The sequence below is a fragment of the Shewanella sp. SM69 genome (assembly GCF_025653985.1).
Classification (GTDB): domain Bacteria; phylum Pseudomonadota; class Gammaproteobacteria; order Enterobacterales; family Shewanellaceae; genus Shewanella; species Shewanella oncorhynchi.
In genome coordinates this window covers 22980-45244 of sequence record NZ_JAKKRV010000006.1, presented here as the reverse complement: position 1 = coordinate 45244, position 22265 = coordinate 22980, and the positions used below count along the sequence as shown (strand labels likewise).

Genomic DNA, 22265 nt, shown 5'->3' with positions numbered 1-22265 from the left:
TTTTGTATTGAATCTAATCCCTTGAGCGATTAGCCCAATGATTTTGCAGCATTCAGCACATTTTCAACGGTGAAACCGAAGTGATTCAATAGCACGTTACCCGGCGCAGACTCACCAAATGTGGTCATGCCCACAACTGTGCCTTCAAACCCGACGTACTTGTACCAGAAATCGGTATGCGCCGCTTCAATAGCCACACGTTTAGTCACTGCACGTGGTAATACAGATTCTTTATACGCGGCATCTTGCTTATCGAACTCAGTTGTCGATGGCATAGAGACCACGCGAACTTGTTTACCTTGCTCAGTCAGTGCAGCGGCTGCATCCATTGCCAATTGTACTTCGCTACCAGTTGCGATCAGGATCAGTTCTGGTGTACCCGCACAGTCTTGCAGTACATAAGCACCTTTAGCCACGTTGGCTAATTGCTCAGCGGTACGCGCTTGAGCTTTCAGGTTTTGACGGCTGAAGATCAGTGACGTAGGTGCATTACGGCGCTCAATCGCAGCTTTCCAAGAAACTGCCGTTTCTGCCGCATCACATGGACGCCATACGGCCATATTTGGCGTCATACGCAGGTTAGCTAGTTGCTCAACTGGCTGATGTGTTGGACCATCTTCACCTTGACCGATAGAGTCATGGGTATAAACGAAGATGTTTTGAATGCCCATCAGCGCCGACATACGAACTGCGTTACGAGCATATTCCATGAACATCATGAACGTTGCGCCGTAATTGATGAAACCACCATGCAGCGAAGCACCGTTCATAATGCCGCTCATGCCGAATTCACGCACGCCGTAGTAAATGTAGTTACCAGCTGGATCGTCTTGAATACCTTTAGAACCTGACCACAGTGTCAAGTTAGAACCCGCTAAATCAGCAGAGCCGCCTAACAGTTCAGGCAACATAGCGCCAAATGCACCGATAGCATTTTGTGAGGCTTTACGGCTCGCAATACCTTCGGCTTTGTCCTGTGATGCTTGCACGAATGCCTGCGCTTTTTCTTCGAAATCGGCCGGTAATTCACCTTTCAGAACGCGACGCTCATATTCAGCAGCCAGTTCTGGGTGAGCAGCGCGATATGCTGCAAACTTCTCGTTCCACGCTGCTTCACGGGCCGCACCGGCTTCTTTGGCATCCCAACCGGCATAAACATCGCTTGGGATTTCAAATGGTGCATGTGGCCAGCCAAGGAATTCACGGGCGGCTGCAATTTCTGCATCGCCTAGTGGCGCGCCGTGACAATCGTGGCTGCCAGATTTGTTGGGTGAACCAAAACCGATAATGGTTTTGCAGCAAATCATTGTTGGTTTATCGGTAACGGCTTTAGCCGCTTCGATAGCAGCACGGATTGCCGCGCTATCGTGACCGTCAACACCCGCAATGACATGCCAGCCGTAAGCTTCAAAACGTTTTGGCGTATCATCGGTGAACCAGCCTTCAACATGGCCATCGATAGAAATACCGTTGTCATCCCAAAATGCGACTAGTTTACCTAAACCTAAAGTACCGGCTAATGAACAGGCTTCGTGGGAAATACCTTCCATCAAACAGCCATCGCCGAGGAAGCAGTAAGTGTAGTGATCAACGATATCGTGACCATCACGGTTAAACTGTGCCGCTAAGGTTTTCTCAGCAATCGCCATACCGACAGCGTTGCTGATGCCCGCACCGAGTGGACCCGTTGTGGTTTCAACACCTGGGGTGTAACCGTATTCTGGGTGACCCGGTGTTTTAGAATGCAATTGACGGAACTGTTTTAGCTCTTCAATTGGTAATTCATAACCAGTCAGGTGAAGTAAAGAGTAAATCAGCATTGAACCGTGACCGTTGGAGAGGATAAAACGATCTCTATCTACCCATTTCGGATTGTTCGGGTTGTGCTTAAGGAAATCATTCCACAGCACTTCAGCAATATCTGCCATACCCATTGGGGCGCCGGGATGGCCTGAATTTGCTTTTTGAACTGCATCCATACTTAACGCACGGATTGCGTTTGCGAGTACTTTACGGGAAGACATGCTCTCTCCTGCTTGTTTGTGGGGTCTAGCGGGCAATTTGGATGCATATTTTCCCCTACATGCCAGTGTGACGCAAACTAAAATTACCATTCACTCAGCAAAAGATGGCCGAATATATACCCAAACAACTTGAAGATACAGGATTCAGGTCGCTTGGGTATACAAGTCGCAGAAACAAGCCAGTCACTTTGCTGGCGTTTACTTGGGAGGGCATAGCAAGGATCACTTGTAATGGAGAAATAAATTTCTCAAAAACATAGTAAACTTAATGCTATGAAATATAAGTAAAATAACCTATTTATGACAGAGCGTAGTCGTTTTCAGGTCACAATCTGAGAGGATTTTTTATTATCGGGGGTGATCGGCAATCGGATTTAAACTAAAATAGCCGTCTAGATGTAGATGCTTCTACACGTTTGAATGCTAACGACGAGATTTTCCTACTATGGCAAAGCACTTGTTTACTTCTGAGTCGGTCTCAGAAGGTCATCCCGATAAGATTGCAGATCAGATTTCTGATGCTGTGCTAGATGCAATTCTGGCTCAAGATCCAAAAGCACGCGTAGCGTGTGAAACTTATGTCAAAACCGGCATGGTATTAGTGGGTGGTGAAGTCACTACCTCTGCCTGGGTTGATATTGAAGAAATCACCCGTAAAACGGTGCGTGAAATTGGTTATACCCATTCAGATATGGGGTTTGATGCAGACTCGTGCGCAGTATTAAACGCCATTGGTAAGCAATCACCCGACATTAATCAAGGTGTAGACCGCGCAGACCCTGCAGAGCAAGGTGCTGGCGATCAAGGGTTAATGTTTGGCTATGCCAACAACGAAACCGACATTCTGATGCCTGCACCTATCACCTATGCTCACGCATTAGTGAAACGTCAGTCTGAAGTGCGTAAAAATGGCACGCTACCTTGGTTACGCCCAGATGCGAAAAGCCAAGTCACTTTTGCCTATGATGATGGCAAAATTGTCGGTATCGATGCAGTTGTGTTGTCGACTCAACACAGAGATGACGTTTCACAAGCCGATTTAATTGAAGGCGTGATGGAAACCATTATCAAGCCTGTATTACCGGCTCAATGGTTAAACAAAGATACTAAGTTCTTTATCAACCCAACTGGCCGTTTTGTTATCGGTGGTCCAGTAGGCGATTGCGGCTTAACGGGTCGTAAGATCATCGTTGACACCTACGGCGGCATGGCCCGTCATGGTGGTGGCGCATTCTCTGGTAAAGATCCATCAAAAGTGGACCGTAGCGCAGCATACGCTGCCCGTTATGTGGCAAAAAACATAGTTGCAGCAGGTCTTGCTGATCGCTGTGAAATCCAAGTGTCTTACGCTATTGGTGTGGCAGAGCCTACCTCTATCAGCATCGAGACCTTCGGTACCGGTAAAGTATCTGAAGAAGTGCTGATCAAGTTAGTACGTCAACACTTTGAACTGCGCCCATACGGTTTAACGGCCATGCTAGATTTAGCACGTCCAATTTATCAAGCGACCGCCGCTTATGGTCACTTTGGTCGCAGCGAATTCCCATGGGAAGCGACTGATAAAGCCGAAATATTACGTGCTGACGCGGGTCTATAGTCTTAATTCATTTCAATTTTTACACTTAAGACCCATAAAAAAACCGCTACCCAGCGGTTTTTTTATGTCTGTCATTTAGTTAGATTAATAGTGCTAAGACAAATATGGCAAGATAAAAAGCAGCATATACACAGACCATTAGAGTGCACAGACCCCATGACCGATAACGCCATCTTATTACAGCAACTTCAATCTTGTGCATGGGCAGCCAACGTAGGTCTGCCAGAGGAAACAGCAAAGACATACGGTACATTAGAGGAGATCGCCGCTTTTCTTGAATCCGATCCTGAAGCCTTTTTTGAAACACCTTACGAAATCCACTATGAAAGCCTGTGTGTAACAGATCATGACTTGGCAAATTCGTTAAAAACAAAGGCAGTAGTAAATGATGTGCATGCTTGGATTTCTGACAGCGAAGTCGATGAAATTGCTAAGTCAGCTTACCTCTCCACTTGGAAAATTATTCCCGTTGCAGAAATATGCGCGCTGACATCCGATGACGCTAATACGCTCGCAACACTGCTCCTAGCTGACGTTAAACTTTCAGCCTTTACGAGTGAACGCCTATTTTGGTATCTCTGTGGAAGAATCCCCTTTGGTTATATTGGTACTTACCCAAACGGGCAATGGCTGATTCTTTAGGCTTATACGCTAGCACCTTTAATTTTTCTGACTTCATCTAGGTTCTATTGAGCTTTCGAGAATAATTTTTAGATAGCATGCCAATACTGATTGTTAACCAATGCACGCAGGGAAACGCTTTTTCATTTAATAAACAGCACAGGCCATGTTTATGATAAACCTGAACATAGATAAACATTCGAAGGCATTCTTTACCACCTTCTAACAGGTATCCCTTGGCAAGATTTACCCAAAGAGTTGAGCCATTGGAGTACAGTCTTTAGACGGTTTTATTTATAGTCTAAAAAGACATTCAGGCCTATTTATTCAAAGCTTTAGCGAAAATGGCCGACACGGAATGGGTCTTTATTGATGGCTCGATAGTGCGGACTCTCCAGCACAGTGCAGGTGCACTGAGTAATGAGTAATGAGTAATGAGTAATGAGAGTTACCCTATTGTTTAATTGATAGTGGATACCTTTATCAAACGGGTAACTCTCAGTTTTATCTATCGCCCATGAATATCAAATAATGACTAATGCACAGAGTATTAGTTTAAAAACGTACATTCATACCAACCCAGAAGTTACGGGCCTTATCTTTGTTATTGAAATCATCAACGTAAGATGCTGTGTATCCGTTTTGGCCATTGTCGTCAGAGACACAAGTGGTGCTAGTGTCACTACATTCGGTGAAGACAATATCGTATGAAGTAAAATCTTTATCAAACAAGTTATTTACTCGCATGTTGAAGGTGACAAACTCACTCGCCTGATAAGAACCACCAAGATGGAACACGTTATAACCCTTATAGTAGAGTGCAGCATCATTAATGATATCCCAAGAGCGATAACGTTTAGCACGGTATTCAGAGGTCAAGAATACGTTAAATGAGTCGGTCAACTCCCATTTTAATGTCGCGTTTGCCATATGCTTGGCACTGTTGCCGAGTGGACGGCCTTGCTCTGCACCGCTTTTCTGCTCGCTATCTGTGTAGGTATAATTAGCATTTAACGTTAAGGCATCTAGAATTTCCCAACGTCCCGCGAGCTCAGCACCTTGAATAGTAACTTTATCTATGTTGACTGTTTTGCTACTGACTGCATAACCTAAATCAGCATATTCACCCGCATCGGAACATTCTATGCTCGTACCTTTACCACAGGGTTGTGAAGCAATCTTATCGTCAAAGTCATTTTTAAAGATAGTGACGTTAAAATTATGGCCATCGGGATGAGACCAATACAAGGCGACTTCGCTGGACACACTGGTTTCAGCTTCGAGATCTGGGTTACCAAATTGCGGTGAGGTTCCTTGGCCACCAAAGCCAACGACACCATCATACAATTGTGTGGTTTTAGGTGTTTTAAAACCTGTGCTCACCCCACCTTTTACTGTCCACTCATTATTAATGGTGTAAACACCGTATAGACGTGGGCTGAGTTGGTTGCCAAATATTTCATGATCATCATGACGTAAACCCGCAGTAACAGATAAATCAGAGGTCATGCTCCAGGTATCTTCAGCAAAAACAGACCACATATTGTGTTCTTGTACTGCGCCAGGCGTACCTTCTTCCATACCAAATACACCGTCTTTCAACTCACCACGAATCACCTGCGCACCCGTCACTGCGACATGATTTCCTGCAGCTTCAAATGGAATATCGAGTTTCATATCAAGCGTATATTGATTACTTGCCATTTCGCGTTTAGGTCTAGGCAGGAAAGTGGATTCAGCAATCGCTTTACGTTCGGCTTCAGTCATGCCGGTGTAATCCCCTTTACCATCAATCATCTGCAGTAGTAATACTCGTTCAGCAGTGGTAAATGGCAGTGTGCGGCCATTATTTTGTGTGTCTACATAGGATAGTGACACAAAGCTTGTACCAAAATCCCAAGCACCTTCATGCGTTAACGCCCAAGCATCACGGGTAAATTTTTGAGTCTCGCTGTAACCCGCTCGCGGATTTGATCGTCTTGCCCATTCACCACCGCTGGCTAGACAAGCAGCCTCACGGGAACCTACACCGCCTTTGCAGAAGTTACTGGCAATCCAGAGACTATCGATATTATCAACAGTACCAAGCGGATACTCTCGTTCACCGTTATCATTGATCAGTGGCGTATTATCATAATCTTGAGATGAGGAATCTAAATCAAACCAAATTTTGTGATGTTCATTTAGTGTCCAACTTAAACTCCCACCTAACATATGATTTTCGTTATCGACGGTTTTACCGCCACCACCAAAACCGAGTGAACGAGTGCGTACTTCTCCATTAGGATAATCTACTGGTGCGTACTCTGGTGTTGACCCCATTCGATCATAAATACTGCCATGAATCGATAACCCAAGAACGCCTTTAATGAGGGGACCCATCACGCTGAAATCGGTAGTGATATCTTCGCCATAGGCATCATTGGTTTGATGAGTTCGGCTGTGAGTGATAGAGCCAGACCATTCGTCGCCCACTTTTTTAGTGATGATGTTCACCACACCACCTAAAGCATCTGCACCGTATAACGTTGATGCTGGCCCACGAATAACTTCAATTCGATCAATAGCATCAAGTGGTGGTACATGACCAAATTGATTGCCACCAAAACTGTTTGGATAAATATCACCATGGTTATTCTGACGCTTACCATCGACAAGGATTAAGGTATAGTCAGATCCCATACCGCGTAGACTGATGGTACCTTGCCCTGTTTTATCACGGGTTTCACCAATATCAACCCCTTCCAAGTCACGCACTGCATCTAGGAGAGTGGTATAAGGTTTTATCATCAAATCTTCTTGGGTGATAACAGAAATACTGGCAGGTGCATCAACCAATTTCTGTTCATATCCAGAGGCAGTAACAACCATAACTTCCATTTTTCTGTCGGGAGCCTCTTCGGCTTGGACAAAATTACCCGCAAATACAGCGGTAATGGCAACTGCCAAGCAAGTTTGACGAAATAACATAAACCTCTCCTGTTTAGTAAACTTAGTTTACAAATGTAACCCACAAATGATTTCGCGAATGATAATGATTAACATTAGTGAGATCAATCAAAAGTTGAATACAACAGAAATAACATTTACGTTTATAAAGTAATCACATTCAAGAAAGAGTTTTTGACATGAAATTTGAAGTTATTCATGAAGAAAATAACGCGATTGTGGATGCGCTGGTAGACGGCGTTAGGCAATTTAATGCTGGGCTATTAGGACCTGAGAAATCAGTGCCTTTGACTGTCATAGCACGTGATGAAGCTGGCAAGTTGATTGGTGGTGTGGGTGGCCGGACTATCTATAAAAACTTCTTAATCAATGTTGTCTGGGTTGATGACCAAACCAGAGGCACAGGACTTGGGTGCAAACTCATGGCGCTTGCCGAAGCTGAGGCAAAAGAACGGGGTTGCTTGGTAGCTCAAGTAGATACCTTATCGATTCAAGCCCCTGTATTTTATGAAAAACAAGGGTTTGAGATCATAGGCACAGTCACCACTCCCCCTCAGCGCATCTTTCTGATGAAGAAGTATTGATCAAAAAAGCGATTGAGAAGCTGGCTGAATAAGCGCCCTTAGCAATGGTCGAAATGGGCGTTTTGCATGCAGAGTAGACCGATCTGCTCTTGGGATAAAATAGCGCATTCTAACGCGCTCTTGGAGTTTACACGGCTAAGTTCCTTATCGGTCAGTTGCGTTATCGTCGCAGAATAGGCATTGATTCGGCCACAATCGAGCCAAATATCTCCCACTTGTACCCAATAATGTTGCAATGCCCCTAAGTCAGATAAAAACTCGACTTCAAATCCCCTCGCCTCATACTCATGGTGAGCGCATTCAGATAAGACTAACCTCAAGCTGTCCCAAGCCGATAAATTGACCTTGGCATAAGTCGCTAATAATGATTCAACAAATTGCACATGCATGTATTTATCTCCGTTATTGATATCAGTAGAGATTTAACCCTTAATTCTTATCGTCGAACAACTAAGCTTGGGTCTTTGCCGCCATTAAATAATAATCTCTTGCCGAAACGGTGAAAAAATCCACAACCTGCATGTGCGCTTTACCCGAGTGAGCGGCAAAGGAACGTTCATTATCTTCAGCAATAAAGGTCAGCATATAGCTAAAATGCGGAGCAACTTGGCGACGAATTTCATGGACTAATGCCTCAAAAATCCCTTGTCCACGGTAGGCTTGCTGCACCCAAATCGGCCCGTATTGGCATGAGTTAGTCTTAGTTAATTTTGGTCCATCCCAATCGAGTTGCCCCAAACGATTCAACAAAGTGCGATAAATGGGCCAATGTTCGAAAAATCCCCAACGGCCGGCAATCACATAACCGACGATCTGCTGCTCAACCTGCGCCACTACGACCCAATGATGCTGCACTAATTCGCTCAATTCACTGTGGGAAAAAGCTTGCCCTTGCAGTCCCATATTGGCGGAAGCTAGTTCGTCATTGAGATGTTTTTTCTCTAGCATCGCTAATAAATCAACATCTTGGGGTAAGGCTAATCTAATCTTCACAGTGTTCTCACGGCATCATCTTGGCTTTAGGCCCAATTTAAGGCCGTCAGTATACTCGGTTGGATTAATAGACACAGCTAGAACAAGGTATTATTTAGTGCCTTGATTTGCTAAATCCCCTTTTATTTCCCAAACTTAATGAATATTTAGCCCTAGTTAGGCGTTTGTATGTTGCCCGAAACCATTAATCCCAACTTGAGTTTACTTGATAGCGACAATCAACAAGTGAATCTCACTCGCTGGATGCACCAATGTGAGCTCATCAAAAGTTATTACAACGCTAACACGGTTTTTATATTCCAAAAGACCAGCGCAGGATTTGAGATCATTGTCAGCGCAATCACTGAAACACCACAATTTACCGCGGGCACTTTATATCCACCAGCACTCGAACTCTTCAAACAGATACAAAACAGCCAACCTGATGGTTTATATCAAAACCTCGGCAGCTTTATGTTAGAAGATTTACCAAGGGATTTTGATGGTATTCAGCATATTCTCTCACGTCCTATCGCTTGGCCGGATGGTAGCCAATTTGGTGCCCTGTGTGTACTCAACCCGCATATAACAGAGCCACTAGTCAATGCCGCTATGCTCGAACCATTTCAGATTTTACTGCAACAGGAATTATCTCTGCTGTGTCAGAACCATAGAATTGAATCCCTTTCGATGCGCGATCAAGAAACCGGTATGCTCAACCATTATGGCTTCTTGATGATGGCGCCAAGACAGCTCAATTTAGGCCGCCGCTTTGGCGCCCATGCAGGTATCATCTTCTTTGAATTACTGAGCACGGATAACACACCAATACCACTCGAAAATAATCACCACAGACTGTTAGGCAAGTTAATCCAAGATACGATAAGAACCGCTGACGTTGCCGCCCATTACAACAGCACTCAATTTGTGGTACTTGCTTTTGTGGATGGTGAACGGGATGTTCTACATATTATGAAGCGAGTAGAAAAGCAGCTAGAACAACAAAACCATCAGCTAAAACTCGATGTGAGTTACAGTTTTTTTACCCCAGAATCCAGCGCCAAACTTGCACCTATGATGGAACTCGCACGGGGTAAACTTGATTCAATGCGCCCACCTGTACCCCAAGCCGCAGACACGCCAGTAGAACCCGCCATTGACTCAAGCTTGTACGATAATCCCGCCGCAGATTCGGCAGAGCTTTGATTTAATGAAATTTAGGCTTAATTAGGCAGTACAAAATTACTTGGAATGCTCATCTTGGCGCTTCGCCCATTGGATAAACAGCACCACAGGATAGGGCGACATTAAGACCAACCCTAAACCAATCAGACTTGAGATCAATAACATGCCGCTTATCTCTAGACTCCATTGCGTCAACATATAAAACCCAAGTCCACAAACTAGCATCAATACACCTAACCAATGTAAAAACTTCAACAAATTCAGAGTACTTTTAAATGAGCCTGTCATATAAACCCCTTTAGATCTTACGAAAAACTTGTCACACTATGGCCATAATCATGGAAAAAGGAACCGCAACGATGTTAAAACAAACATTCATCTTAGGTGCATTACTCTTAGGCATCACCGCCTGCCAAAGTGCCGATATAGCCCCAAATGATACCATTCCATTAGAAGGCCGCTGGCACATTGAAATGGTCCAAGGCCAACCGACTATCGATTACAGCCCAGCGCAAATCACCTTTGAGGCCGAAGGTAAATTACATGGCAACAACAGCTGCAATAACTTTTTCGGTCAATATACTCAGCAAGGCGAAGAGCTTAAGCTATCTCCTGCCGGTAGCACAATGAAAGCCTGCGTGGATGCCCTAATGCAGCAAGAGCACAAAGTGATGCAAGCTATGCCATTAGTTACCAAAGCAAAATTAGTGCAAGGCCGACTTACCTTACTTAACAGCGACGACAAGCCAGTGTTAGTGTTAAGCCAAATGAAGTAACCATAAAACTTGTCAGCATAAAAAAACCGCCAATGGCGGTTTTTTTAGTTAACGAACCAGCAATAAAAGCTCCCTATGCTTTGACACTCTTAGCCGCTGCAATTTCGAGGGCAATATTCTGTTCGGCTATTACGGCGCTTTGATCTATGTCGGCATTATAATGCGCCATATCCAACTCATCTTCAGACTTTGCAATGACAGTCGTCGCCACTAAGTCACCGGAGACGTTTACCACAGTACGCACCATATCTAAAATACGGTCAATTCCCGCAATCAATGCCACCCCTTCTAAGGGAAGCCCTACGGTTGTGAGTACTAAAGTCAACATCACTAAACCCGCACCGGGCACACCCGCAGTACCAATAGAGGCCAACGTCGCCGTTAAAATAATGGTGAGATAATCGACGACAGTCAGGTCGATACCAAACGCCTGTGCCACAAACAGCACTGTGACCCCTTGGTATAATGCTGTGCCATCCATATTGATTGTGGTGCCTAGCGGTAATACGAAGCTAGAGATCTTCTTATGAACCCCCAAATTTTCACTCGCACACTTCATACTCACAGGAAGCGTGCCCGCAGAGCTCGATGTGGTAAACGCCACTAACATGGCATTGCTAATCCCTTTAAAAAACTGCAGCGGGCTTAACTTCGCAAATCCGCGCAGTAAAAAACTATAGAATCCAATCACATGAATAATACAGCCAAGGTACACAGCAATAATAACTTTGATCAGTGGCCAGAGCATATCAATCCCATACTCCCCCGCTACCCAAGCCATTAGCCCAAATACACCGTAGGGTGCGAGCTTCATCACCATGTCGGCCATTTTATACATGGCCTCAGCTAAACTTTCGAACACTTTAATTGCAGGTTTTCCATGCTCGCCAATCAGCACTAAGGCGATACCTAAAACAATCGCAAATACTATAACTTGCAAAATTTGCCCGCTTGCTAAAGCCGCAATAGGGTTCGTCGGCACTATGTCGATCAAAGTATCGACTAAAGAAGGTATTTCTTTGGCAGTTTGAGTCGCGCCTTCTGCCAATGACAAACCTAAACCAGCACCGGGTTGAAGAACATAACCGACAATTAAACCGATAGTGATCGCAATAGCCGTGGTAAAGAGATAAAACGCAAAAGATTTAAAACCAATACGCCCCATCTTGTTCGTATCCTGCATCGAAGTGACGCCCACAATCAGTGAGCAAAACACCAATGGCACAATCAGCATCTTAATGGAATTAACAAACAAGGTGCCTATCGGCTTTAAGTGAGTCGCTTGCTCGCCGAAGATGATGCCCACTAAAATACCTAGCACCATACCGATAACAATTTGCAGCCACAGCGGCACTGACATCCAGCGAGACCAAACACGGCCTAATGCTGACGACTTTTGTTTTGTCATATTGATAACCTTGAATTCGAAACTATGATGGGGCAAAGACCAAAACTAGCGCGCTAGTTTCTCAGTCTAAATGGGGCAATCGCCGAGTCTAGCAGAGGGGTTTTAATCGAGGGATGATCTGGGTCACGTTGAGCTAAACCGCCTTAAAATCAGTAATATTAACCAAACCAACTTTGTTAAATTGGCCGCTGAGATGTTAGTTTTCCTGCTTAAGCATCAAAATATTCTGTGACTTTTTTTGGTGCTATTTGCTGACGATAAAGCGACGCAGGCGGTTGCTCACGCTCAATCAAATAACTCCAATAATCGTCATCAAAACCACTGAAAATAAAGTCGGACTTACCGTTAGCTTTTAAGACCAACCACCACCAAACTAAACCCCATAAACCGAAGCCCAACAGCGTTAAAATAAAATGCAGACGATGATTTATCTGTTCATCAGCAGCAATATCATAGACGGGTAAAATCTTAAGTTTATAGCGGCGAGTAGACTTAATAAATCCCATCATTAACTCACTTAGTTCAGCGAAAGGACACTAGAGATAAGCCTAGCAGATAAGACTTTAGTCGTACAAATATCCACAGCAATAAATAATATCAGTGCCTAACCTGCCACTGCCAAACTCGTTATCCCTCGTCGTTCCATGATAAAGTGAATCACAAAATGTTGTTTACTAAACAAGAGCGGTATTGCCAAATAACCGCCTAGGAGTTGTAGTATGTTGATTCGTAAAGCTAAGGCTCAAGACCTAATCGCCTTAGTGCAGTTTAATCAGGCCATGGCCCAAGAAACCGAAGGCCTAGCCTTAGATGAAGCGACACTGACTCGAGGTGTGGGCACGCTACTTGAGAGCCCGCAAAAAGGGTTTTACCTGGTCGCTGAAATCGCAGGTGAGCTAGTCGGCTCGCTCATGGTGACATTTGAATGGAGCGATTGGCGTGCGAAGGATTATTACTGGATCCAGAGTGTGTATATTCGCCCGAAAAATCGTCGCCAAGGCATCTATGCCAAACTCTACAGCGAAGTCAAACAACTGGCCGAAGCCAATGGTGGTGCCGCCAGCTTCCGTTTATATGTCGAGCAAGAAAATCTCGCCGCACAGCAGACCTATCAAGCGTTAGGGATGAAGCAGAGTTACTACTTAATGTACGAAGAAAAATAAGCGATTCAAATGTTATACGTAATAAAAAAGGATCGGGCCAATGGCCCGATCCTTTTCTTTTTACGACTCACGATTCACATTCAAACCGCGTTCCTACTAAGATTAAAACTTAACGAAAGAAGCCAAACAGAATAGCCGTCATTGCCAATAAACCCGCTATAACCACGAAGATATTGCTGATGCGACCACGGTGCGCTTTTAATGCTGGCACTTTGTATACAGCGTACATAGGCATCAAGTACAGGATAGCCGCGATAATTGGGCCACCTAAAGCTTCAATCATATTCAAAATACTTGGGTTTTTGATTGCCACGGCCCAAATCGTCACAAACATAAACACCAGAATAAATTTGTTGATTTTTTGCTCTGAAATGCCTTTTTTATTCGTGTCTAACTGCTTAACAATAATCCCCTTCATGCCTTCTGTCGCGCCCATGTAATGGCCAAAGAAAGAAGACACAATCGCGATAAAGGCGATTAATGGACCAAAGTAGCTCACAAAACCACTTGAATGCACGTTGGCGAGATAAGACAAAATCGGCAGATTCTGAGCTTTCGCTTCGGCCAATTGTGCTGGCGATAATGACAGCACACAAGAGAACACAAACAACATCACAAAGCCCACTAACATCATGGAAGTATTACGTAAAATAACATCAGCTTTGCGAGAAGCATTCGCGCCATGGTCACGTTTCAATGACACAGAAAACTGTGAAATCGCTGGAGAATGGTTAAAGGCAAACACTAAAACTGGAATCGTTAACCAAACTGTGCCTAAAAATGCACCCGCTTCTGGTACAACGAGTAAAGCATCCATTTTCCATTCAGGGATCAGGTAGATAGACATAAAGGCCAAAATACCCACCAGCGGATACACCAGCAGTTGTGTCACTTTGAGCATGAATTTCTCACCTGCGACCATTACAGCCATCATACCGAGGATCAATACACCCGATAGAATGAAGCGTGGTGGCGATGCCATGCCTAACTGATTGACGATAAAGCTATCAACAGTGTTGGTAATACCCACACCGTAAATTAATACAATCGGGTAGATAGCAAAGAAATACAGTACGGTAATGGCTTTACCCGCACCAACACCAAAATGCTCTTCAACTACTTGAGTAATGTCGCTACCAGGAATGCTTGATGAACAAACAAAACGAGATAAGCCACGGTGGGCAAGATAGGTCATAGGACCAATGATCACTGCCATTAACACAAGAGGCCAAAAGCCGCCCATGCCCGCATTGATAGGTAAAAATAAAATTCCAGCGCCAACGGCAGTGCCGAACAAACTCAACATCCAAGTCGTGTCTTGGCGAGTCCAAGGTAAGTGTTTCGTTGAATCTAGATTCTGTGTGCTTTGAGGTGTTCCAAGAACACTGGTCGCATCTTTTTGCATATAAAAGTTACCTTACGGTGTGACTAGCATAATAAATTCGCGCTAAGGATAACCAAAAAAAGCCCATAAAAGTTGATCTGACACGGCTTTATGTAAGGGAATTTCATAATAAACTGATATTGAGATCTAGATCGCTGATTTAATGTAATAAGTTTTCAATGCAGCATCAAAACATATACATAAAAAGCCACTTAAAAATACAAGATATTCACCTCAAGCCAAATCCAGTGACATTGCATAAGCGCCGAGAAAAACAGCTAACCGGACATGTGTCACAAAAATCAACAAAACAAGACGCGTCACAGCATACTCACGTCTAAGGTAGATCAAGATCACAGTCGTTAATGTTAAATTTTTACAAATCGCTATCAGTCGTAAACACGCATAAAAAACGGCTCATCCGGATTCAACTCCGAAGTGAGCCGCTAACGATTAAAGCGCAAAATCTAACTTATGGTTTTTGTAGTGTCAGCTCAGTTGTCGACACTACAGCTGGAGCTATGTCAGCCTCTTTGAACAACAAAGGACGGAAGCTTTTAGCACTCGAGTACAAGATACTTTGATCGGCAAACGCAGGCGTTAAGATATTACTCGACTCAGAGTAAGTTAAAATCCCCCGCGCCACAGGCCCCTCGTCGGTAAAGTTCACCGCCATCATCCAACTTGACCCGTAACGCACTTGGTATCCTTTCGCAGTTAAGCCAGAACTCATCGCCTTGCCAGTGACCACATCCATCACAGCGGCGTATTTGTGCTGCGGGATCAAAGTGTCATCACCCGACAAACTGGTTGAAAACACGTTGAATCCACCTTCAGCATTATGACTACCCGGCCAAGGTAAACGCGACCCACTTGGCGTTCCATCTGGCAGAGATTTCTCCACAAATTGCACATCCCCTAATGGCGCATCTAAGGCAAAGCCTGCGGCCTCAAGGTTAAGCGCACTGTGCGCCAAGGCCTTTAAGGCACTACCATCCGTAGTCAAGGTTTTAGGTGTCGTTGCCGCATTAGCGGGATCGAATCCTTGGGTCAACATGGTTGTTTGGCTGAATAGATGGGCAAATTCACGTAGTAAAGCACCACCTTTACTGTCGTTATCTTGCTTACCGTTCCACGCCTTTAATGCCGCACAAGCCGAAGAGACATCCTTAGATAAACTCGCCGACACCACCACAGGTGTACTGCCTTGGGCATCACACTGGGCAATCAAGTCAGGCAGCACTAACTCGGCGAGATAACTGCGATTCGACAGCACAGCCGCTTCGAGTTCTTCCAAGCTGAACTTGCCATCAGCCCCCGCGGCGTCCTGCATTAAACTCAAGCCCATCCGTGTCCGCAGTGATAGCTGTCCAGCCTCTGCGCCGTACATAGGCGAGAAGTAAGTCAGCGGTTCATTCAAGTTAGTCGACCAAAAGGAGTCATTGGAGTTTTGCACAAAGTCGCTGCGCTCAAGCTTGGGCGCACGCTCATAGGGCGTTGGACCATCGAAGCTAAACAGTGAAGTGTTGCCGGGTAAAATCGTAAATCCGGCCTTAGCCTTAGCCGCTTTAATATCCGGTGAGGTTTTTAACAACACAACTGCCGATTCAGATAATCCTGGCACAGTTGAGTCGTCGATATAGAAAGCATTGCCCTCTTTATCGGCGTACATAGTGTTATTGAAGATGACGCCATCGTAGTCCTTAAATGCCTGTTGGAACTCTTCTTTGTTCGTGGCCATGTTCATGGCTAACCAATGGTCAACAGGGTCCATAGTCCCCATATTGGCATCTTGGATCATAAAGGCACTGCCATCATCCCAACCAAAAGGCGCTAAAGCGGGAGGAGCTTCGACCATAGGGCCTTTGGCCGTAGTATAAATATCTTTCTCGGCGACCAGCATGCCCGCAGGACCTGCATTCACTAGAACCGATACCGTCTCTTTGGTGATCGGCATAGGTTTACCATCAAACAAATACTGCATCCGATCACCCGAGACTAACTCAAGGTTAAACATCACAAAATGCTCAGCGGTAGAGAAGGTATGAGTCCAAGCGAGATCTTTATTGAAACCAATATTAATCGGTCCAGGCATACCCACTAACGAGCCGCCCATCATATCTAAATGCCCTGGGATCGTAATATGGGATTGCCAAAAACGCAGGTTACCCGTATGCGGGAAATGCGGATTACCTAGCACCATGCCCTTACCATTTTCGGTTTTATCCTTGCCTAAACCCCAACCATTTGAACCTAAATCGCGGGGATTGGTTTCTGGTGTCGTGATACGAGCCGCGCGGGCAATCAACTTAGACTGCATATCGGCCACAAACGCAGTTTGGTCTTGGCTAGGCGCGGGCCCAACGATACGCGGCATGTATTCCTGTGCATCTCCTGGGTTAGCGTAAAAAATCAGATCGAGAAAGTTAGCTGCGCCCGGTAATAAGGCGATAGAAAACAAATAAGTCACCACATCTTCTGGCACTATGGGTTTCACCCAAGGCTGACCGCCACAGAAAGGTTCTGCCGTTTGTGTGCCCGCTTCGACATCAGCAAGATATTGGTTATAACCAGAGGTAAAACCTTGGATAAGTGCCCGAGAGTTTTCACTAAATTTCGGCCATTTTTCTTCGGCTTGCGCTCTGATCTTTAACGCTTTATAGGCAAAATCTGAGATAAGGTTACCGTTATCTTCCGCCGTAGGTTGACCCGTAGTGAAGTCAATCGACGCATGGGGACCAAAGTACATAGAACGCTGTGAGTTCGCCTTGATAAAACCATCGGCTAATACACATAAGTTGTCCTGTGCCTGCGCATAACCACTACCAAAACCTAAACTTTCTAAGTTGTCGGCTTGGATATGCGGCACGCCATAGGTAGTACGGCGAATACTGGCTTTGAGTAAACCATTGGGGGCAAAAGCTTGCAGTTGAGTTTCAGGTTCGGTAGGCGTAGTGCTATCTTCGCTATCGTTACAGCCGGTCAGTATTACACCGCAGGCCATTCCCATAGCAATCACGAGTTTGTTGAATTTCATTATTATTATCTCTTGGTTTTGGTTCCTTCAATGACATAGCCTTACTGCCTATTCCAGCCCAAATTACTGAAGGAGCAATAGTTGCATGTCGCTTCCTAGTCCCTAAGGCTGGCTATTGCCTCCCCTACTGTTGGCTTTTTTACTGAGCTTCGCCGACGACTGTGGCAGAATAGAAAACCCAAACGCTTAGACACCTCAGACCATTTAAGCAATGATTCAAACGAGCGTCCACATTAAAATCCAAAATAAATAACTTATATGCAACAAAACATTATTAAGATAAAAGTGGGTTCTAAAAACCCAGTAAAAATCAACGCGGCAACTAACGCCATAGCACAGCTGTTCCCTGAGAGCATCATAGAAGCCAGCGGCATGGATGCCCCTTCTGGTGTTGCGGCGCAGCCAATGACAGATCTCGACACTCGCCAAGGGGCGATCAATCGGGTGCGCTATTGTCAACAGCAGGACCCGCAAGAGACTAAAGCCGATTACTATTTTGCGATGGAAGGCGGTGTCGATTGTTTCGACTTTGGCCCTGCCACATTCGCCTATATCGCGATTGGCCATAAAGACCAGCTTGCCATTGGCCGCAGTGCGATTTTAACTTTGCCAATGCATGTTTATCGAGCATTAGAAGCGGGGGAAGAACTCGGGGATGTCATGGATAGGTTGTTCAATACAATCAATATTAAACAAAAAGGCGGTGCCATAGGTTTACTCACCCACGGCCATGCGACCCGTGAAAGTAATTACACCCAAGCGATTATTCTCGCCATGGCGCCATTATTGAATCCTGATATTTACACAGTAGATTGTTAGTAATATGTTGCAAGAGGAATTAAAGCCCGCTAACTTAGTTGTGACATGCAACCAAACCTATTCGACTATGGCTCAAACAGACACACCATTGGCTCAAGATCCCGCGAAGCCTGTGACTCAAACTAAGCAAACGACTGAGTCAGGCTCATCCGCCCAACTCAGGCATTTGTCTCGCTATCTGGTGAGAAATTTAGGCATGCTCAACGCCGCCTTTGGGGATTTACCCCTTTCGCCCGTGCAAGCCCATGCCCTGTTTGAGATAGGCAAGCAGCCCCTGACCATCAAAGAGCTTGCAAGCAAACTCAGCATAGATAAGTCCAATGCGAGCCGCGCTATCAAGCATTTGATCGATAAACATCTTGCCCAGAGTCAGGTGCACCCACGGGACAGTCGCTGCTTAGTTGTGCAACTGACACCTGCGGGTAAGAAATTACTCGTTAAATTGGATACTCAGCAGAATCAATTATTCCAAGGGATCTTAGCCCAACTGACTCCATTGCAAACTTCACAAATCGAAGAGGCCCTCGTGTTATATAACCAAGCCGTACATAACGCCAAGCAGCAAAGTAGCTGTCACATTCGCCAAGCCACAGCCCAAGATGATGCCGCAATTGCCAAAGTCATCCGCGATGTTTCGGCCGAATACGGCTTAACCGCGGATAAAGGCTATAGCGTGGCGGACCCGACCTTAGATTGCCTAAGCCAGATCTACTCCCAAGCGGGCGCCAACTATTGGATTATTGAATTAGAGGGCCGCATTCTAGGCGGCGCCGGTATTGCGCCTTTAGCTAACAATGATGGCGTCTGCGAACTGCAAAAAATGTACTTTATGCCAGAAATCCGCGGCAAAGGACTCGCAAAACGCGTAGCGTTAATGGCACTCGATTTCGCCCGCGAAACGGGTTATCAAAGCTGCTATTTAGAAACCACCGCTGTACTAAATGAAGCCGTAAAACTCTATGAGAAATTAGGCTTTGTACATCTGTCGGCTCCCCTAGGGAACACAGGCCACGACGCCTGCGAAATGCCGATGCTGCTAGATCTTAATCAATAGGATATGAAGCAGAATTCCAATCAAAGTAACAATGCCAAACATGTCATCATGCAACTTGTTTGGCATTATCAATTTGTATCACAAAATGTTATTCAAACAGGATCATTTTAATTATCAGTCTTAGGGCATAGTTTTTCTTAACTTAAATGCATTAATATATGGCAATTTTACCTCACTCAATTTTTAATAAATTGAAAGGCGTTTGATACCATTTTGTTAACGGCATTAAATAGGGAACATTATGCTCAGTTGGATTTTTAGTGATAAGAAACTCACACTTCGGGAAATATGCCTAGATAACACGCTTTCGACCTCGGCTAAAATAAAGAAAGTTGATCAATTTCTTGCCGATAGTGGAGATCTCAACTTTATTGATCTCAATGTTTCGCCCTGCAATATATTAGTTCCCCTATCTTGCAGTCCTCAGTCCGATTTAGTGCTTATAAAATACTTGCTCAGCAAAGGTGCTAAAATCGAATGTAATGGTTTCAGTGCCTTGCATTCGGCTATTGAATATAACAACTTAGAACTCGTTACCCTATACCTAGACTCTAGTGCCAATCTTTACTTTCAAAATCAATATAGTAATTGCTGGCTCAACTATCTATTTCATCCTAATCCGCAATATATCTATCAAGACCATCAACGTAGAGACATGATCGACCTTCTACTTGCAGCTAACTTAGATATCAATAAACCGGTGAGCTTTTGGACTAATGGTGAATTAAATCACCCACTAGAAATATTATATGATGAACGCAATAAAGATCTGTTCCTGCATATCATTAATAAAGATATCCCATTAGACATTGGCAGATTAAGCCTAATTGAAAACATTATTTCTTCGAGCGAATTTTGGGGAGTAGAGACATTTTCTCTCTTAGTTAAACGCTTCCCTGCATTTAAAAAGTCACGCTATATTATGGCCAACGATAACAGCTTCTGGGATGATGCCAATTTACTCGAACTATGCGTTTACGCCAAAGCGCAAGACTACACTGAATACCTGTTAGACCATTATCCGCAGCTCAAAGCCGATTCTCACGCCAAAAGTTTGGTCTATGCGGCATTGACCTCAGAATTTGACCTTAGGATTATCGAAAAACTAATTAAGGCCACCGTCGATATCAATCGCATCTATAGGATGACACCGCCTGATGCCGACCATTCACCCTTACTCAACCAATATATTAATAATGCCCAATTTACCGATCCGAATAAACGGAGCTACATCTACCAAGCCCTTGAACTGTTGCTCAAATATGGCGCTAATCCAAATGCCGAATTTGTGAATACGGGTAAACCCTATGAGATGTTAGTCTGGTCGAATTTACGACTATTGGTTTATCCAATGGTCGAAAAGAAAACCTTTCTGCCCGAGTTTTTCGATCTGTTCCTGCAATATGGTATGGATATCAATAAAAAATTTGGGGCGGTGGATGAACCAACCTTACTCACTATCTGCCAGCGTGGTTCAGGGAAAGAAGATCAAGCAACGCTTATCCAAGTGATGGAATATCTGCTCACCAAGGGGCTGGATTTAAGCCTCACCAATATCTACAACACTAACTATGTGTCCGCGGCGGCTATCTCCTGTCGAACCCAACTACTTGAATGGCTCATTCACCAAGGCGGGGATATTTTTACCCATTGCGGCCACGATAATTCGCCCATTCTACACAAGGCGATTTCGACCTACTGGTGGGATGAAATTACCGGCCCTATGCGGCGAAAAACCGTAGAACTCTTACTGCGCCATGGAGCAAAGTTAGAAGAATTCTCAGTAGATGAGCAATTTACGCCATTAATGTGCGCCAGTTACTACGGCGCACAGTCCTGCGTAGAGGCGTTACTCGAACATGGCGCCAACCCCAATGCCATCAATGCCGAAGACACCACTCCTGCCCTTTGCGCTGTGATAGGTGGCAGTTCAATCGAGTTCCCCCGCTTTGAATCAACAGCGGTGCGGATCTTAAGACTTTTGCAGCAATATGGCGCCAACTTAACCGTGACCAATAGCTTAGGCAATAGCCCGCTAATAGCGGCTATTGAGCAAGAATATAAAGAGATTTTCGAAGCGCTGCTGCAGATAGCCTCCTACAGTGAAACTCAGCTTGAGCAAGCACTCAGCAAAGCCCTGCCGCAAAGCTATTTCCAGCGCCGCCTGCTACAAACACTGGGGCGCGAGATACCGCCAGCCCCCACAACCATAGCCCACAATCGCGCAATACCAGCAACAGCTTCTATGACGACCAATCCGCAAGCATCTGAGGTGAATGTGACACCAGCGCCCGTCAAGCAAACCAAATTAGAGGTGAGTAATGCGGCGGCAAATCGAGATCAAATCCCAACGCTATTCGATCTCAAAACCAAAGTGCAGAGCTTTTTTAAACTGATCGCCACCGATCCGACGATCACAGTTGAGCAACTCAATTCGGTGAGAGTCCTTATTGATCAATTGATTGAAAAGCTCGACAACTTTAGCTTTTTCCGCAATCAAGCGACAAAGGCCGAATTTGAGGAAGGTGTTCAAGAATATATCGATGAAACCGTCGAAGAAATTAACGGAATTATCGAGGATGATTATCCAGCGCTTACCGAAGCCTTAGTCGATTCAGTTTGGACGATTTTGCAGTACTTTAGGGTTGAGATTGATATCGAGACCGCACTTAGAAAGCGCTTTTGGTAACTG

The 22265-nt window shown here is 44.8% G+C and carries 18 protein-coding genes and 1 pseudogene; 10 read left to right on the top strand and 9 right to left on the bottom strand.

The features are described from left to right. Positions 1 to 29: 29 nt before the first annotated feature. A complete protein-coding gene (gene tkt / locus L5M37_RS10065; protein ID WP_263200347.1) occupies positions 30 to 2024 on the bottom strand; it encodes a transketolase in 1995 nt (664 codons plus the stop codon). A 445-nt stretch (positions 2025 to 2469) separates the two neighbouring features. Between tkt and metK the strand changes: the two genes are divergently transcribed. The 3 genes and pseudogenes from metK to L5M37_RS10050 form a co-directional block, all read left to right on the top strand. Next, a complete protein-coding gene (gene metK / locus L5M37_RS10060; protein ID WP_028761631.1) occupies positions 2470 to 3621 on the top strand; it encodes a methionine adenosyltransferase in 1152 nt (383 codons plus the stop codon). Positions 3622 to 3777: 156 nt separating this feature from the next. Beyond that, on the top strand, positions 3778 to 4263 hold the full coding sequence (locus L5M37_RS10055) for a hypothetical protein (protein WP_263200345.1): 486 nt from the start codon (positions 3778 to 3780) through the stop codon (positions 4261 to 4263). A 90-nt stretch (positions 4264 to 4353) separates the two neighbouring features. Continuing rightward, a pseudogene (locus tag L5M37_RS10050) lies at positions 4354 to 4667 on the top strand (transposase); the annotation flags it as partial. A gap of 130 nt (positions 4668 to 4797) precedes the next feature. Here the strand turns inward: L5M37_RS10050 and L5M37_RS10045 are convergent. Continuing rightward, entirely contained in the window at positions 4798 to 7212 is a 2415-nt protein-coding gene (locus L5M37_RS10045; RefSeq protein ID WP_212599759.1) for a TonB-dependent receptor domain-containing protein, read from the bottom strand. A gap of 158 nt (positions 7213 to 7370) precedes the next feature. Between L5M37_RS10045 and L5M37_RS10040 the strand changes: the two genes are divergently transcribed. Beyond that, positions 7371 to 7775 (top strand): GNAT family N-acetyltransferase, encoded by a 405-nt coding sequence (locus L5M37_RS10040; protein ID WP_263200344.1) that lies wholly within the window; start codon positions 7371 to 7373, stop codon positions 7773 to 7775. Between the two features lie 38 nt (positions 7776 to 7813). On the opposite strand, the gene L5M37_RS10035 is transcribed toward L5M37_RS10040, so the two are convergent. Both L5M37_RS10035 and L5M37_RS10030 read right to left on the bottom strand, forming a co-directional pair. Continuing rightward, positions 7814 to 8164, bottom strand: coding sequence for a hypothetical protein (locus tag L5M37_RS10035; protein ID WP_263200342.1), 351 nt, complete (start codon positions 8162 to 8164; stop codon positions 7814 to 7816). A gap of 61 nt (positions 8165 to 8225) precedes the next feature. Continuing rightward, on the bottom strand, positions 8226 to 8768 hold the full coding sequence (locus tag L5M37_RS10030; RefSeq protein ID WP_263200341.1) for a GNAT family N-acetyltransferase: 543 nt from the start codon (positions 8766 to 8768) through the stop codon (positions 8226 to 8228). Between the two features lie 168 nt (positions 8769 to 8936). Between L5M37_RS10030 and L5M37_RS10025 the strand changes: the two genes are divergently transcribed. Further along, the gene (locus L5M37_RS10025; protein WP_263200340.1) at positions 8937 to 9953 is read left to right on the top strand and encodes a GGDEF domain-containing protein; all 1017 of its coding nucleotides are present in this window, start codon (positions 8937 to 8939) and stop codon (positions 9951 to 9953) included. Positions 9954 to 9989: 36 nt separating this feature from the next. Here the strand turns inward: L5M37_RS10025 and L5M37_RS10020 are convergent, their stop codons facing one another. Continuing rightward, a complete protein-coding gene (locus L5M37_RS10020; RefSeq protein WP_028759411.1) occupies positions 9990 to 10220 on the bottom strand; it encodes a hypothetical protein in 231 nt (76 codons plus the stop codon). Positions 10221 to 10291: 71 nt separating this feature from the next. Here L5M37_RS10020 and L5M37_RS10015 point away from each other — a divergent pair, with 71 nt between their 5' ends. Beyond that, the gene (locus L5M37_RS10015) at positions 10292 to 10708 is read left to right on the top strand and encodes an META domain-containing protein (protein ID WP_113939802.1); all 417 of its coding nucleotides are present in this window, start codon (positions 10292 to 10294) and stop codon (positions 10706 to 10708) included. Positions 10709 to 10781: 73 nt separating this feature from the next. Here the strand turns inward: L5M37_RS10015 and L5M37_RS10010 are convergent, their stop codons facing one another. Both L5M37_RS10010 and L5M37_RS10005 read right to left on the bottom strand, forming a co-directional pair. Next, positions 10782 to 12116 carry a dicarboxylate/amino acid:cation symporter gene (locus L5M37_RS10010; RefSeq protein WP_263200338.1) on the bottom strand — a complete coding sequence of 445 codons (1335 nt, stop codon included), beginning with the start codon at positions 12114 to 12116 and terminating at the stop codon, positions 10782 to 10784. Between the two features lie 209 nt (positions 12117 to 12325). Then, on the bottom strand, positions 12326 to 12622 hold the full coding sequence (locus tag L5M37_RS10005; protein ID WP_263200484.1) for a hypothetical protein: 297 nt from the start codon (positions 12620 to 12622) through the stop codon (positions 12326 to 12328). 213 nt (positions 12623 to 12835) lie between these two features. On the opposite strand from L5M37_RS10005, the gene L5M37_RS10000 reads away from it, so the two are divergent. Further along, a complete protein-coding gene (locus L5M37_RS10000; protein WP_105250107.1) occupies positions 12836 to 13279 on the top strand; it encodes a GNAT family N-acetyltransferase in 444 nt (147 codons plus the stop codon). 109 nt (positions 13280 to 13388) lie between these two features. On the opposite strand, the gene L5M37_RS09995 is transcribed toward L5M37_RS10000, so the two are convergent. After that, positions 13389 to 14684, bottom strand: a complete 1296-nt coding sequence (locus L5M37_RS09995; protein WP_028761640.1) for an aromatic amino acid transport family protein — start codon at positions 14682 to 14684, stop codon at positions 13389 to 13391. A gap of 451 nt (positions 14685 to 15135) precedes the next feature. After that, a complete protein-coding gene (locus L5M37_RS09990; protein ID WP_263200337.1) occupies positions 15136 to 17700 on the bottom strand; it encodes an acylase in 2565 nt (854 codons plus the stop codon). A gap of 258 nt (positions 17701 to 17958) precedes the next feature. Here L5M37_RS09990 and yjjX point away from each other — a divergent pair, with 258 nt between their 5' ends. The 3 genes from yjjX (at position 17959) to L5M37_RS09975 (ending at position 22262) form a co-directional block, all read left to right on the top strand. Further along, entirely contained in the window at positions 17959 to 18519 is a 561-nt protein-coding gene (yjjX, locus tag L5M37_RS09985; protein ID WP_263200334.1) for an inosine/xanthosine triphosphatase, read from the top strand. Positions 18520 to 18523: 4 nt separating this feature from the next. Further along, entirely contained in the window at positions 18524 to 19573 is a 1050-nt protein-coding gene (locus tag L5M37_RS09980; protein ID WP_263200333.1) for a bifunctional helix-turn-helix transcriptional regulator/GNAT family N-acetyltransferase, read from the top strand. 241 nt (positions 19574 to 19814) lie between these two features. Further along, positions 19815 to 22262: an ankyrin repeat domain-containing protein gene (locus L5M37_RS09975; protein ID WP_263200330.1), complete on the top strand. Its 2448-nt coding sequence runs from the start codon at positions 19815 to 19817 to the stop codon at positions 22260 to 22262. Positions 22263 to 22265 lie beyond the last annotated feature (3 nt).

Coding starts and splice junctions, on each gene's coding strand:
- L5M37_RS10045 (WP_212599759.1), bottom strand. CDS start 7,212: ATGTTATTTCGTCAAACTTGCTTGGCAGTTGCCATTACCGCTGTATTT.
- L5M37_RS09995 (WP_028761640.1), bottom strand. CDS start 14,684: ATGCAAAAAGATGCGACCAGTGTTCTTGGAACACCTCAAAGCACACAG.
- L5M37_RS10005 (WP_263200484.1), bottom strand. CDS start 12,622: ATGGGATTTATTAAGTCTACTCGCCGCTATAAACTTAAGATTTTACCC.
- L5M37_RS09980 (WP_263200333.1), top strand. CDS start 18,524: ATGTTGCAAGAGGAATTAAAGCCCGCTAACTTAGTTGTGACATGCAAC.
- L5M37_RS10020 (WP_028759411.1), bottom strand. CDS start 10,220: ATGACAGGCTCATTTAAAAGTACTCTGAATTTGTTGAAGTTTTTACAT.
- tkt (WP_263200347.1), bottom strand. CDS start 2,024: ATGTCTTCCCGTAAAGTACTCGCAAACGCAATCCGTGCGTTAAGTATG.
- L5M37_RS09990 (WP_263200337.1), bottom strand. CDS start 17,700: ATGAAATTCAACAAACTCGTGATTGCTATGGGAATGGCCTGCGGTGTA.
- L5M37_RS09975 (WP_263200330.1), top strand. CDS start 19,815: ATGCTCAGTTGGATTTTTAGTGATAAGAAACTCACACTTCGGGAAATA.
- L5M37_RS10055 (WP_263200345.1), top strand. CDS start 3,778: ATGACCGATAACGCCATCTTATTACAGCAACTTCAATCTTGTGCATGG.
- metK (WP_028761631.1), top strand. CDS start 2,470: ATGGCAAAGCACTTGTTTACTTCTGAGTCGGTCTCAGAAGGTCATCCC.
- L5M37_RS10015 (WP_113939802.1), top strand. CDS start 10,292: ATGTTAAAACAAACATTCATCTTAGGTGCATTACTCTTAGGCATCACC.
- L5M37_RS10025 (WP_263200340.1), top strand. CDS start 8,937: ATGTTGCCCGAAACCATTAATCCCAACTTGAGTTTACTTGATAGCGAC.
- L5M37_RS10035 (WP_263200342.1), bottom strand. CDS start 8,164: ATGCATGTGCAATTTGTTGAATCATTATTAGCGACTTATGCCAAGGTC.
- yjjX (WP_263200334.1), top strand. CDS start 17,959: ATGCAACAAAACATTATTAAGATAAAAGTGGGTTCTAAAAACCCAGTA.
- L5M37_RS10040 (WP_263200344.1), top strand. CDS start 7,371: ATGAAATTTGAAGTTATTCATGAAGAAAATAACGCGATTGTGGATGCG.
- L5M37_RS10000 (WP_105250107.1), top strand. CDS start 12,836: ATGTTGATTCGTAAAGCTAAGGCTCAAGACCTAATCGCCTTAGTGCAG.
- L5M37_RS10010 (WP_263200338.1), bottom strand. CDS start 12,116: ATGACAAAACAAAAGTCGTCAGCATTAGGCCGTGTTTGGTCTCGCTGG.